Genomic DNA, 12826 nt, shown 5'->3' on the forward strand with positions numbered 1-12826 from the left:
CTGCCGCCTGCCTCGATGGATGCCGGATCAAGTCCGGCATGACAAGAAGCGCTATGGTCTTGATAGCGCGCTAGGTCAATCCGCCGGGGGCTAGGGGCCGATTGACCTCTCAAAACGGCTTTCATCGCCGTTTCACCCGGTACTGCGTCAACAGCGTCGCCACCAGCACCGCGATCAGCGATGCGGCGACGATGACGTCGGCGATGTAGGTTGGCACGCCCACGGCGCGGCTCATGCTGTCTGCCCCCACCAGCATGCCGGCGACAAAGACGCTGGCGGCCACCACGCCCAGCGGGTGCAGTCCCGCCAGCATGGCAATCACGATGCCGCTGAAGCCATAGCCGGGCGACATGTCCAACGTTACATAGCTGGTGCGGCCCGCCACCTCGATGGCGCCGGCCAGGCCGGCCAACGCGCCCGAGAGCAGGGCCACCAGCACCACGGTGCGCGTGACCGGCACGCCGGCAAAGGCGGCGGCGCGGGCGTTGGCGCCGGTGGCGCGGATGTCAAAGCCCAGCACCGTGTACTTGAACAGAGCCCAGACGCCAACGGCCAGGGCCAGCGCGCCCAGCAGGCCGGTGTGCACGCGGGTCTGGGCGATCAGCTTGCCCAGCTCCAGCTCGGACTGCAGGGCCACGCTCTGCGGCCAGCCCATGGCCGTGGGGTCCTTCATCGGCCCATCCAACATGGCGCCCACACCCAGCAGCACGATGAAGTTCAGCAGCAAGGTGGTGACGACTTCGTCCACGCCCAGCCTGGTCTTCATCAGGGCCGGGCCCAGCAGCAGCAGGGCGCCGGCCAGGGCGGCGGCCGCCATCATCAAGGGGAACAGGGCCCAGGTCGGCCACTCGATGCCGGTGCCGCCGTGCATGCCGCCCACCGCGATGGCCGCCAGCGCGCCGGCATAGAGCTGGCCCTCGGCGCCGATGTTGAACAGCCGCGCCTTGAAGGCCACGGTGGCGGCCAGGCCGGTGAGCATCAGCGGGATGGCGCGGGTCAGGGTTTCGCTCCAGGCAAAGGTGGAGCCGAAAGCGCCCTGGAACAGCAGCACATAGGTCTGGCCGATGGGCGCGCCGGCCCACAGCACCAGCAGGGCGCTGATGGCCAGGGTGAAGGCCACGGCCCCCAGCGGCGCCAGCGCCAGGGCGGCGACGGAAGTGGTGGAGCGGCGTTCGAGTCTCATGCTGTAACACCCGCCATCGCCAGGCCAATCGATTCGCGCGTCCACTCGCCGGCCGGCAGCGCCCGCGTCAACTGGCCCTCATGCACCACGGCGATGCGGTCGCCCATGGCCATGACCTCGTCCAGGTCGTCGGAGATCAGCAGCACGGCGGCGCCGGCGTCGCGGGCGGCGATCAGCTGCTGCTGCACGTAGGTGACGGCGCCGATGTCCAGGCCCCAGGTGGGCTGGTGGGCGACGATCAGCTTGGGCGGCGTGCCGTCGGGGGCCATCAACGCCCGTCCCAGGATCAGCTTTTGCATGTTGCCGCCGGACAGCGCGCGCGCCGGTGAAGCGGGACCGCCGCCGCGCACGTCGAAGGCCTGCAGCACGCGCTGGGCATGGGCGCGTGCCGCCTTGCGTTTGACCCAGAGCGCGCGAGAAAAATCGCGACTGCGCAAGCGCTCGGACACTGCGTTCTCCCACACCGGCAGGTCGCCCACCACGCCCACGGCATGGCGGTCTTCCGGGATGCGGGCCACGCCTTGGCGCACCAGCACGGCCGGTGTTGCCGCCATGGGCTGGTCCAGAAACCGGACACTGCCGCCGGTGGCGCGGCGCACGCCGCACAGCAGGTCGGCCAGCGCCACCTGGCCGTTGCCCGAGACACCGGCAATCGCCACGATCTCGCCGGCGTTCAGCTCCAGAGAGACTTTTTCCAGCTTGTCGCGGCCGGCCGCTACGGTGCTCACTTCGTTCAACACGCAGACGGCCTCACCGACGGAAGTGGAGGGCCGGCGCTCGGTGGCGGCCACCGCATGGCCGACCATCCACTGCGCCAGCTGGGCCTGGCTGGTAACTGCTGCCGGCGCCTGTGCCACCAGCTTGCCGCCGCGCAGCACGGCCACGCGATGCGCCACGCGCAGCACCTCGGCCAGCTTGTGGCTGATGAAGATGATGGACAGGCCCTGGGCCACCATCTGGCCCAGAGTGGCGAACAGGGCTTCGCTCTCTTGCGGCGTCAGCACGGCAGTGGGTTCGTCCAGGATCAGGATGCGCGCACCGCGGTACAAGGCTTTGAGGATCTCCACCCGCTGGCGCTCACCGACGGACAGGGCGCCGACGCGGGCCGCGGGGTCGACCGCCAGGCCGAAGCGCTTCGACACCGCCATCAGCTTGTCGCGCGCAGCGTCACGCCGCATGAAGGGCTGCCACAGCGGCTCCGTGCCCAGCACGATGTTGTCCAGCACGCTCAGGTTGTCGGCCAGGGTGAAGTGCTGGTGCACCATGCCGATGCCGGCTGCCAGGGCGGCGCGGGGGTTGCCCGGCGCCAGCGGTTGGCCAAAGACCTCGATGCTGCCCTCGTCGGCCGTGTAGTGGCCGAACAGGATGGAGACCAGGGTGGATTTGCCGGCGCCGTTCTCACCCAGCAGGGCCAGCACCTCGCCGCCGGCCAGCTCCAGCGAGATGGCGTCGTTGGCGACCAGGGAGCCGAAGCGCTTGCTGATGCCGGAGAGGCGAAGGACGCTCACTTCAATGCAGTGAGGAAGGCCAGCAGCACCCGGGCCGAGTTGTCGGCGGCGATCTTGAAGAAGGTGCCGATCTCGTTCTCGCCCTCGCCGCCGCCGGCCAGGTCGGACAGGGAGCGGAAGGCGATGTAGGGCACGCCGTTGCTGTAGGCCACATGGGCCATGGCTGCGGTCTCCATGTCCAGCACATTGGCCTGGAAGGTCTTGAAGCTGTATTCGCGGAACGCCGCGTTGTCGACGAAGGCCGGTCCGGAGACGCCGTTGCCGCCGACCACCACCTTGGGCGCCTGGCTCAGGCAGTTTTGCGCCGCATCGCAACGCCCCAGGGGCGTTGCGGCGATGCGCCCGGCCACGGCCAGCAAGGCCGGGTCGGCCTCGAACCAGAATTTTTCCTCGATGCCGGCGCGGCCGGCCGAGCGCACCTGCACCGGCCGTGGGTGCAACATGCCGAAGTTGGGCAGCTTGACGTCGTTCATCCAGCCGGGCGCCTTGTACTGGCCGGGCGCCACTTCGCGCGCCGCCAGCACCTCCAGGTACTGGCCCCAGCGCTGGGCCACGGTCACGTCGCCGATGTGCAGGCCGGGATTGACGCCGCCGGCGATGCCGCTGACCACCAGGTGGCTGACCTGGAAGCGGTCCAGGGCCAGCTGGGTGTTCATGGCGGCATTGGTCATGCTGATGCCCGAGAGGAAGAGCACGACCGGCTTGCCTTCGAGCACGCCGGTGGTGAAATCCACGCCGTTGACGCTGTGCTTGGCGCTTTGCTGCAGCCGGCCCAGCAGGAGTGTCAGCTCGGGCTGGAAGGCCGACACGACCGCAATGCGCGGCGTGGCGTCGAGCTTGCCGCCGGCCGGCGGCGCCGTGGCGCAACCGGCCAGCACGGCGCCGGCCAGCGCGAGCGCCAGCAGGATGCGCGCGAGACGCATGGTGGCCTACTTCGCTGTGGACTTGGGTTGGCTGTCGTCCACCTTGACGGTGAACTTGCCGGCCACGATGGCGGCTTCCTTGGCCTTGACCTTGGCGACGATGTCGGCCGGCACCTTCTTCTCGAAAGTGCCCAGGGGCGCCATCTCGGAGCCCTTGTGCTTCATCATGGAATATTGGCCGTAGTCTTCCGCCGTGAACTTGCCATCCTTGGCCAGCTTGACGGCGCGGTCGATGGTGGGCTCCATCTTCCACAGGGCCGAGGCCACCACCGTGTCAGGGTACTTGTCTTGCGTGTTGATGACGTTGCCGATGGCCAGCTTGCCTTTTTCCTTGGCCGCGTCCGAGACACCGAAGCGCTCTGCGTAGAGCACGTCCGCGCCCTTGTCGATCATGGCGAAGGCCGCTTCCTTGGCCTTGGGCGGGTCGAACCAGCTGTTGATGAAGCTGACGGTGAACTCCACCTTGGGGTTGGTCTCTTTGGCGCCGGCCATGAAGGCGTGCATCAGGCGGTTGACCTCGGGGATGGGGAAGCCGCCGACCAGGCCGATCTTGTTGCTCTTGGTCATGCTGCCGGCCACCATGCCGGTCAGGTAGGCCGGCTCCTGGATGTAATTGTCGAAGACGCTGAAGTTAGGCGCCGTGGGCTTGCCCGACGAACCCATCAGGAAGGAGGTCTTGGGGAAGTCCTTGGCCACCTTGCGGGCGGCGGCTTCGACCGCGAAGGCCTCGCCCACGATCAACTGGCTGCCGCCGGTGGCGTACTCGCGCATGACGCGCTCGTAGTCGGCGTTGGAGACGTTCTCGCTGGCCTTGTATTCGATCTCGCCGCGCGCCTCGGCCGCCTTGAGCGCCTGGTGGATGCGGCCCGCCCATTGCTGCTCGAAGGGCACGGTGTAGATGCCGGCGACCTTGAGCTTGGCTTGTGCCAGGGCCAGGCCGGGGGCCGCCAGCGCGGCCGCGGCGGCCAGGGCGATCAGGGAGCGACGTTGGAACATGGGATTTCTCCTCGTTGAAAGATCGGATCAATTTGCAAGCATCGTGCCACTGTCTTCCGTCATTCCCGCGAACGCAGGAGTCCAGGGCGCCCTGGGTCCCCGCCTCCGCGGGGATGACAAGCTTATTGCGTGCCGAAAATGCGGTCGCCGGCGTCGCCCAGGCCCGGCAGGATGTAGCCGTGGTCGTTGAGCTCGCGGTCGATGGCGGCCGTGTAGATCGGCACATCGGGGTGGGCCTTTTGCAGGGCGGCCACGCCTTCCGGGCAGGTCAGCAGGCAGACGAACTTGATGGACTTGGGGTTCATCTCCTTGAGGCGCTCCACCGCCGCGATGGCGGAGTTGCCTGTGGCCAGCATCGGGTCCACGATCACCACGTCGCGGGACGGCATGTCCTGCGGCATCTTGAAGTAGTACTCCACCGCCGTCAGCGTCTTCGGGTCGCGGTACAGGCCGATGTGGCCGACGCGGGCGCCGGGCACGACGTTGAGCATGCCTTCCAGGATGCCGTTGCCGGCGCGCAGGATGGAGACGAAGACCAGCTTCTTGCCGTCGATGACCTTGGCCGTCATGGTCTCCAGCGGGGTCTCGATCTCGATGTCCTGCATGGCCACGTCGCGCGTGACCTCATAGGCCATCAGGCTGGACAGCTCGTTGAGCAGGCGGCGGAAGCTGTTGGTCGATGCATCCTTGCGGCGCATCAGGGTCAGCTTGTGCTGCACCAGGGGATGGTTGACGACGTGGACGTTGCTCAATTTTTGTTCCTTGCTTTAAAACACTGTTCCGTCACTTTGCACCTGCAGCGGCGGCAGGCCGGCGCGCAGGCGCTGGGCCAGGGCGCGTCCTGCCGCCCAGGTGCCGCCTTCGAGCACGCAGGCCAGGGGCAGGCGGGCCTCATCCAGGCCCAGCTGCAGCCGCACATCGCGTGCCAGTTCGTCCAGCAGGGCGACAGTCAGGGCGCGCCACTCGACGATGATCTCATCCGAGGGCAGCCACACCTGGCTGGCCGCGGCGCCATCGCGCAGGCGCAGCACGCCGGCATCGAGCAGCAGGCCGCCGTTGCGGTACTCGGGCAAGGCCGTGAGGGCATCGAGCCCGCGCACCTGCACGCCGGCCCACTCGAAAGGCTCCAGCAGCGAATAGCTCAGCCACTGCGACAGCTTGTGGAAGGGAATCCAGCCGGCCGTCAGGCCTTCGCCCTGCACCGCCTCATGGCGCCAGCAGTCGCCCAGCGGCACCGTGCCCAGGCTGCTGCCCGAGGGCCAGATGCCGGAGAACGATGCCAGCAGCTGCGACAGGATGTCGTGCGCCGCGATGTCGGCGGTGGGCGGCACGGCCGGGCCCAGCGGGCTGACCAGCATGTCGAACAGGCCGCCGGGGCGCTGCACCTCGTCGCCAAAGACCTCGGGCTGCTCGGACAGGGCCTCACCCAGACGGCGCAGCAGGGTGACGCGGCCCTCCAGGCCAACCAGTGGGTTGTGCGGGCCGACCTGGAAGGCGGCGGCCAGGTGGTCGCTGACCAGGGCGCGCAGGCCCTGCGCATCGGCCTGCAACGGGCGGTTCTTGTCGCTGGAGAACAGGCCGGCGCTGAAGGCATGGAAGCTGGCCACGCCCAGGCCTTCACTGCGGGTGAAGGTCTGGCCGCTGGCAGGCTCCACGTACTTCCAGTCGGCGCCGGCGCCGGCGTCCAGCAGCACGCTGACCACGGCCAGGTCGATCCGCGTGTGGGCTTTCTCGGGCGCGCTCCAGCCGGCCATCCGCTGGTCCAGCTGCGCCTTGCGGTCGACGCCGCCGGCCTCGAAGTGGCGCCAGCGGCTGTGGTACGGGATGTGCAGTTTGGGGTAGCGCTCTCGGGTGGCAGCCACCACTTCGCCGGCCGCTGTTTCCATGAAGCCGTCGTCCACGGCGAACCAGCGCGACTGCCCCTGGCGGGCGCGGGCCAGCAGCTGGCGGGACCGCTCGCGCACTGCGCTTGTGGTGCGTAATTGGGCTGTGGCCCCCGCCAATGCTGGATTGATTGCTTCCAGATCAGGAGCGGTCACTTCTCCAGCTCCCGGCCCTTGGCCTTCTTGAGCTCGTCTGCGTCGGGCACGGCGCCGGAGGTGAAGTAGCCCGCCGCGACCTTGGCGTCCATCTCGACGCGCGCGTCGGCCGGGATCAGTTCGTCGGGGATGTTGACCCGCTCGCCGATCTCGATGCCCGAGCCGGTGATGGCGTCGAACTTCATGTTGCTCATGGAGACCAGGCGGTGTATCTTCTTGATGCCCAGCCAGTGGAAGACATCGGGCATCAGCTCCTGGAAGCGCATGTCCTGCACGCCGGCCACGCACTCGGTGCGGGCGAAATACTGGTCGGCCGTGTCGCCGCCGACCTGGCGCTTGCGGGCGTTGTAGACCAGGAACTTGGTCACTTCTCCGAGGGCCCGGCCTTCCTTGCGCGAATAGGCCACCAGGCCGACGCCGCCGCGCTGCGCGCCCTGGATGCACTCCTCGATGGCGTGGGTGAGGTAGGGGCGGCAGGTGCAGATGTCGGAACCGAACACGTCCGAGCCGTTGCATTCGTCGTGGATGCGGGCCGTCAATTCGACCGATGTGTCGGCCAGGTCGCGCGGCTCGCCGAAGATGTAGAGGGTCTGGCCGCCGATCGGCGGCAGGAAGACTTCCAGGTCGGAGCGGGTGACCAGCTCGGGGTACATGCCGCCCGTCTCTTCGAACAGCACGCGGCGCAGGTCCGTCTCAGAAACGCCGAAGCGCTTGGCCACGCCGGGCAGGTACCAGACCGGCTCGATCGCCGCCTTGGTGACCATGGCGGCGCCGCTGGCGGTGAGGAATTTGCCGTCGGCCTTCAGGCGCCCGGACTGCAGGGCCTCGATCACCTCGGGCAGGATGACGTGCGCCTGGGTGATGGCGATGGTGGGACGGATGTCGTAGCCGGCCGCCAGCTCGCTGGAAAACACATCGGCCACTGTCGCGCCCCAGGGGTCCAGGCTGACGATCTTGCCCGGATCGCTCCACTGCGGGTAGGGGCCGATGACATCCGTGGGCGAGGTGTTGGTCAGGTCCGCCTTGTGCTCGCGCTTGAGGGCGCCGGCGGCGACGGCCAGGGCGCGGTAGACGCTGTAGGAGCCACTGTGGGTGCCGATGACGTTGCGGTGGGCGCGGCTGGTGGTGGTGCCCACGATGGGCCCGCGCTCGGCGGCGGTCTGGGCGCCCCAGTTGATGGGGAGGGCACCGAAGCCGCCACTGTGGGAGGTCAACCGGATGTGGCGGGGGGCGGAAACTTCAGCAACCATGAAAGAAAAGCCCTTCAAAAAAGTACTGTACTGGTCGGATGCAGCACTGGCAAGTTATGTGCCTGAGCAGGGACTGATGGTGCGCATCAACCAGCGATGAGATCGGAAAACCGGGACATGTCCACATTCCCGCCGCTGACCAGAATGCCGATGCGGGCACCCTTGAGGTCCAGGCCGCTGTGGCGCGCGCCGGCCAGCGAGAGGCAGCCAGTGGGCTCGACGACCATCTTCATGCGCTCGGCATAAAAGCGCATCTCGCTGGCCAGCTGGCTGTCGGGGACTGTGAAGATGGCCTCGACGTCGCGGCGGATCACCTCGAAGGTGATGACGCCCAGCTGCTGGGTCTGGGCACCGTCGGCGATGGTCTCGGGCATCTCGATCCTGACCCGCTCGCCGCGCTGCAGCGACTGCTGGCCGTCGTTGCCGGCCAGCGGCTCCACGCCATAGACCTTGCAATCGGGCGCCAGGGCCTTGGCTGCCAGCGCGCAGCCGCTGATCAGGCCGCCGCCGCCGACGCAGACGAACAAATGCGTCAGGTCCGGCACCTCCTCGAACAGCTCCTTGGCCGCCGTGCCCTGGCCGGCGATGACGTGGGCGTGGTCGAAGGGCGGGATCAGGGTCATGCCGCGTTCCTGGGACAGACGGCGGGCCAGTGCCTCACGGTCGTCACGGAAACGGTCGAAAGTGATGACCTCAGCGCCGTAGCCGCGGGTGGCGGCCAGCTTGGCGGCCGGCGCGTCCTGCGGCATCAGGATGGTGGCTGGCATGCCCAGGATGCGCGCTGCCAGGGCGATCGCCTGGGCGTGGTTGCCCGACGAGAAGGCCAGGGCGCCGTGCTTTTTCTGCTCGGGCGTGAACTGCGCCAGCGCATTGAAGCCGCCGCGGAACTTGAAGGCGCCCATGCGCTGAAAGTTCTCGCACTTGAAGAACAGCTGGGCGCCCAACTGCGCATCGGCCGTGCTGGAACTGAGCACCGGCGTGCGGTGGGCCTGGCCTTGCAGGCGCTGGGCGGCGGCGACGACATCGTCGTATGTGGGGAGCAAATGCATGGAATTGTTCATATTCAGACGATTGCAACCATATGTTTTTGCCGGGATCGTGCAGTATTACCGTATTGAAGAACAAGAGAGGGGGAAACCATGTTGCGATTGAACAGATGCTTATGCCGCGGCGGGCCGTGGTCGCGCATCCACCGGTCGGCCTGGATGCGCATCATCCCGCTGTCGCGCCTGTACCTATGCGCAGGCTGCGGCTGCCAGGTGTTTTCCTTGCGCGGGCTGGCCAACAACAGGCTAGACCCCTTCACCCGCACCTAGTGGCGTCCGCCGCGCTCAGCGCTTTTTGCCGCCCAGCAACCCGCCCAGCACGCCGCGGATGATCTCGCGGCCCACGGTGCTGCCCATGGTGCGCACTGCGGATTTCGCCATGGCCTCGACCATGCCTTCGCGCCGGCCGCCGCGCGGGCCGGTGGAGCCAAAGAGGATGTCGCCCAGGCCGCCCATCATGCTGCCAGTTGCAGTGTCGGTGGCGCCGCCGCCGCCCGAGGAGGTGGGCGAGGGCGCCTGTTCGGCGCGGGCCTGCAGCTTCTCGTAGGCCGATTCACGGTTGGCGGTCTTTTCATACACACCGGCCACCAGCGAGCCGGAAATCAGCTGCTGGCGCTGCGGCGGCGTGATGGGACCGATCTGGCTGCCAGGTGGCAGCACATAGACCCGCTCGGTCACGCTGGGCCGGCCCTTGGTATCGAGCAGGCTGATCAATGCTTCTCCCACGGCCAGCTCGGTGATGGCTGTCTCGATGTCCAGGCCGGGCTTTTGCCGCATGGTCTGGGCCGTGGCCTTGACGGCTTTCTGGTCGCGCGGCGTGAAGGCGCGCAGCGCATGCTGCACGCGGTTGCCCAGCTGGGCCAGCACGCTGTCGGGGATGTCCAGCGGGTTTTGCGTCACGAAATACACGCCCACGCCCTTGGAGCGCACCAGGCGCACCACCAGCTCGATGCGCTCGACCAGCACCTTGGGCGCCTCGTTGAACAGCAGGTGGGCTTCATCGAAGAAGAACACCAGCTTGGGCTTGTCCGGGTCGCCGATCTCGGGCAGCTGCTCGAACAGCTCGGACAGCATCCACAGCAGGAAGGTGGCGTACAGGCGGGGCGCATTGAGCAGCTTGTCGGCCGCCAGGATGTTGATCACGCCCTTGCCGCCGACGGTCTGCATGAAGTCGGCGATGTCCAGCATGGGCTCGCCGAAGAAGCGGTCGCCGCCCTGGCTTTCGATCTGCATCAGGCCGCGCTGGATGGCGCCCACGCTGGCGGCACTGATGTTGCCGTACTGGGTGCGGAACTCGGAGGCGTTGTCGCCCACGTGCTGCAGCATGGCGCGCAGGTCTTTCAGGTCCAGCACCAGCATGCCGTTGTCGTCGGCGATCTTGAACACCAGGTTGAGCACGCCCGCCTGGGTCTCGTTGAGGTCCAGCATGCGGGCCAGCAGCAGCGGCCCCATGTCGCTGACCGTGGCGCGCACCGGGTGGCCCTGGTCGCCGAACACATCCCACAGGCTGACGGGGCAGGCCGCCGAGGCTGTGGGTTCCAGCCCGCGCTCCTTGAGGATGGCCGCCATCTTCTCGCCCAGGCTGCCGGCCTGGCTGATGCCGGTCAGGTCGCCCTTGACGTCGGCCAGGAAGACCGGCACGCCGATCTTCGAGAAATTCTCGGCCATGGTCTGCAGGGTGACGGTCTTGCCCGTGCCGGTGGCCCCGGTGATCAGGCCGTGCCGGTTGGCCAGTCCTGGCAGCAAAAGGCACTCAATGGCGCCGTTCTTGGCGATCAGCAGGGGGTCGGCCATGGTCTGGAAAAGTAAAATAGGGGATTGCGCCAATATAGCGCCGACAGCAACAACGAGGATTTTTCGTGGCAGGACACAGCAAATGGGCCAACATCCAGCACCGCAAGGGCCGCCAGGATGAGAAGCGCGGCAAGATCTGGACCCGTGTGATCCGCGAAATCATGGTGGCGGCCCGCCTGGGCGGCGGCGACCTGGCGATCAACCCGCGGCTGCGGCTCGCGGTGGAAAAGGCCAAGGCCGCCAACCTGCCGATCGACACCGTCAAGCGCAACATCGACAAGGCCACCGGCAACCTCGAAGGCGTCAATTACGAGGAAATCCGCTACGAGGGCTACGGCATCGGCGGGGCGGCCATCATCGTCGACACCATGACTGACAACAAGGTGCGCACCGTGGCCGACGTGCGCCATGCCTTCAGCAAGTACGGCGGCAGCATGGGCACGGCCGGCTCGGTGGCCTTCCAGTTCAAGCACTGCGGCCAGTTGATCTTCGCGCCCGGCACCAGCGAGGACAAGCTGATGGAAGTGGCGCTGGAAGCGGGTGCCGAGGACGTCATCACCGGCGAGGACGGCTCCATCGAGGTGCTGACCGCCTATCCGGACTTCGAGGCGGTGAAGAACGCCCTGGAGGCAGCCGGCCTGAAGGCCGAGGTGGCCGAGGTGACCATGCGGCCTGAGAACACCATCGAACTGAGCGGCGAAGATGCCGCGAAGATGCAAAAGCTCCTCGACGTCATCGAGGACCTGGACGACGTGCAAGACGTCTTCCACAACGCCCAGATCAACGACTAAAGATTGTTTCCCGAATGAAAGTTCTCGTGATTGGCGGCGGCGGCCGCGAACATGCGCTGGCCTGGAAGCTGGCGCAGTCGCCCAAGGTGCAGGCCGTCTATGTGGCGCCGGGCAACGGCGGCACGGCCCTGGATGCACGGCTGGAAAACATCCCCATCACCGACATCGCGGCCCTGCGCCAGTGGGCGCTGGATGAAAAGATCGCCTTGACCGTGGTCGGCCCCGAGGGTCCGCTGGCCGCTGGCGTGGTCGATGAGTTCCGTGCCCACGGCCTGCGCGTCTTCGGCCCCACGCAGAAGGCGGCGCAGCTGGAAAGCTCCAAGGCCTTTTCCAAGGCATTCATGCAGCGCCACGGCATCCCGACCGCGCAGTACCAGACTTTCTCTGACCCGGCGCAGGCCCATGCCTATGTGGACGCCCAGGGCGCGCCCATCGTCATCAAGGCCGACGGCCTGGCGGCCGGCAAGGGCGTGGTCGTGGCCATGACGGCGGCCGAGGCGCACGAGGCCATCGACTTCATGCTCCTGGACAACAAGCTGGGCGTCACCCACAACGAGGGCGGCGCGCGGGTGGTGATCGAGGAGTTTTTGCAGGGCGAGGAAGCCAGCTTCATCGTGCTGTGCGACGGCAAGAACGTCACCGCCCTGGCCACCAGCCAGGACCACAAGCGCCTGCTCGATGACGACCAGGGGCCCAATACCGGCGGCATGGGCGCGTATTCGCCGGCGCCTGTGGTCACGCCCGAGGTCCACAACCGCGCCATGCGCGAGATCATCCTGCCTACCATCAAGGGCATGGAAAAGGACGGCATCCCCTTCACCGGCTTCCTCTACGCCGGCCTGATGATCGACCCGCAGGGCCAGGTCAAGACCCTGGAGTTCAACTGCCGCATGGGCGATCCGGAGACCCAGCCCATCATGCTGCGCCTCAAATCCGACCTGTTCGACGTGATGATGGCCGCCACCTCGGGCGGCCTGGACAAGGTGGAGCTGGACTGGGACCGCCGCACCGCGCTGGGCGTGGTGATGGCCGCCGCCGGCTACCCGCTGAACCCGCGCAAGGGTGACCTGATCACCGGCTTGGCCAAGGACACGGACGATGCCGTGGTCTTCCACGCCGGAACGCTGCCCAGGGACGGCGCCACCGTGACCGCCGGCGGCCGGGTGCTGTGCGTGACGGCGCTCGCCGACAGCGTCAAGGCGGCCCAGCAGCGCGCCTACGAGGTCGCCCAGGCCATCCACTTCGACGGCGCGCAATACCGCCGCGACATCGGCTTTCGCGCCCTGCGTGGCTAGC

At 67.6% G+C, this 12826-nt stretch carries 11 protein-coding genes; 2 read left to right on the plus strand and 9 right to left on the minus strand.

Translation table 11 applies throughout. The features are described from left to right. Window positions 1–121: 121 nt before the first annotated feature. From Q0632_RS12040 to Q0632_RS12080, 9 genes are all read right to left on the minus strand, one after another. Window positions 122–1183, minus strand: a complete 1062-nt coding sequence (locus Q0632_RS12040) for an ABC transporter permease (RefSeq protein ID WP_298929678.1) — start codon at window positions 1181–1183, stop codon at window positions 122–124. Continuing rightward, the gene (locus Q0632_RS12045) at window positions 1180–2697 is read right to left on the minus strand and encodes an ABC transporter ATP-binding protein (protein WP_298929915.1); all 1518 of its coding nucleotides are present in this window, start codon (window positions 2695–2697) and stop codon (window positions 1180–1182) included. The genes Q0632_RS12040 and Q0632_RS12045 overlap by 4 nt, the downstream gene beginning before the upstream one ends. Next, window positions 2688–3614: a 5'-methylthioadenosine/S-adenosylhomocysteine nucleosidase gene (locus Q0632_RS12050; RefSeq protein ID WP_298929683.1), complete on the minus strand. Its 927-nt coding sequence runs from the start codon at window positions 3612–3614 to the stop codon at window positions 2688–2690. The genes Q0632_RS12045 and Q0632_RS12050 overlap by 10 nt, the downstream gene beginning before the upstream one ends. Window positions 3615–3620: 6 nt before the next feature. Next, window positions 3621–4610: a BMP family protein gene (locus tag Q0632_RS12055; protein ID WP_298929688.1), complete on the minus strand. Its 990-nt coding sequence runs from the start codon at window positions 4608–4610 to the stop codon at window positions 3621–3623. A gap of 122 nt (window positions 4611–4732) precedes the next feature. Next, the gene (gene upp, locus Q0632_RS12060; protein ID WP_298929693.1) at window positions 4733–5362 is read right to left on the minus strand and encodes a uracil phosphoribosyltransferase; all 630 of its coding nucleotides are present in this window, start codon (window positions 5360–5362) and stop codon (window positions 4733–4735) included. Between the two features lie 15 nt (window positions 5363–5377). After that, window positions 5378–6649, minus strand: a complete 1272-nt coding sequence (locus Q0632_RS12065) for a URC4/urg3 family protein (protein WP_298929698.1) — start codon at window positions 6647–6649, stop codon at window positions 5378–5380. Continuing rightward, a complete protein-coding gene (locus Q0632_RS12070; protein WP_298929703.1) occupies window positions 6646–7899 on the minus strand; it encodes a GTP cyclohydrolase II in 1254 nt (417 codons plus the stop codon). The genes Q0632_RS12065 and Q0632_RS12070 overlap by 4 nt, the downstream gene beginning before the upstream one ends. An 86-nt stretch (window positions 7900–7985) precedes the next feature. Beyond that, window positions 7986–8948 carry a threo-3-hydroxy-L-aspartate ammonia-lyase gene (locus Q0632_RS12075; protein ID WP_298929708.1) on the minus strand — a complete coding sequence of 321 codons (963 nt, stop codon included), beginning with the start codon at window positions 8946–8948 and terminating at the stop codon, window positions 7986–7988. A gap of 282 nt (window positions 8949–9230) precedes the next feature. Then, entirely contained in the window at window positions 9231–10739 is a 1509-nt protein-coding gene (locus tag Q0632_RS12080) for a helicase HerA-like C-terminal domain-containing protein (protein ID WP_298929713.1), read from the minus strand. 65 nt (window positions 10740–10804) lie between these two features. Here Q0632_RS12080 and Q0632_RS12085 point away from each other — a divergent pair, with 65 nt between their 5' ends. Continuing rightward, the gene (locus Q0632_RS12085; RefSeq protein ID WP_298929717.1) at window positions 10805–11530 is read left to right on the plus strand and encodes a YebC/PmpR family DNA-binding transcriptional regulator; all 726 of its coding nucleotides are present in this window, start codon (window positions 10805–10807) and stop codon (window positions 11528–11530) included. A 14-nt stretch (window positions 11531–11544) separates the two neighbouring features. Further along, a complete protein-coding gene (gene purD, locus Q0632_RS12090) occupies window positions 11545–12825 on the plus strand; it encodes a phosphoribosylamine--glycine ligase (RefSeq protein ID WP_298929722.1) in 1281 nt (426 codons plus the stop codon). Window position 12826: the final 1 nt, after the last annotated feature.

Origin of the sequence: uncultured Ramlibacter sp. (assembly GCF_936925435.1) — a bacterium.
Classification (GTDB): Bacteria; Pseudomonadota; Gammaproteobacteria; order Burkholderiales; family Burkholderiaceae_C; genus Ramlibacter.

Coding starts and splice junctions, on each gene's coding strand:
- Q0632_RS12040 (WP_298929678.1), bottom strand. CDS start 1,183: ATGAGACTCGAACGCCGCTCCACCACTTCCGTCGCCGCCCTGGCGCTG.
- Q0632_RS12050 (WP_298929683.1), bottom strand. CDS start 3,614: ATGCGTCTCGCGCGCATCCTGCTGGCGCTCGCGCTGGCCGGCGCCGTG.
- Q0632_RS12055 (WP_298929688.1), bottom strand. CDS start 4,610: ATGTTCCAACGTCGCTCCCTGATCGCCCTGGCCGCCGCGGCCGCGCTG.
- Q0632_RS12070 (WP_298929703.1), bottom strand. CDS start 7,899: ATGGTTGCTGAAGTTTCCGCCCCCCGCCACATCCGGTTGACCTCCCAC.
- Q0632_RS12075 (WP_298929708.1), bottom strand. CDS start 8,948: ATGCATTTGCTCCCCACATACGACGATGTCGTCGCCGCCGCCCAGCGC.
- Q0632_RS12080 (WP_298929713.1), bottom strand. CDS start 10,739: ATGGCCGACCCCCTGCTGATCGCCAAGAACGGCGCCATTGAGTGCCTT.
- purD (WP_298929722.1), top strand. CDS start 11,545: ATGAAAGTTCTCGTGATTGGCGGCGGCGGCCGCGAACATGCGCTGGCC.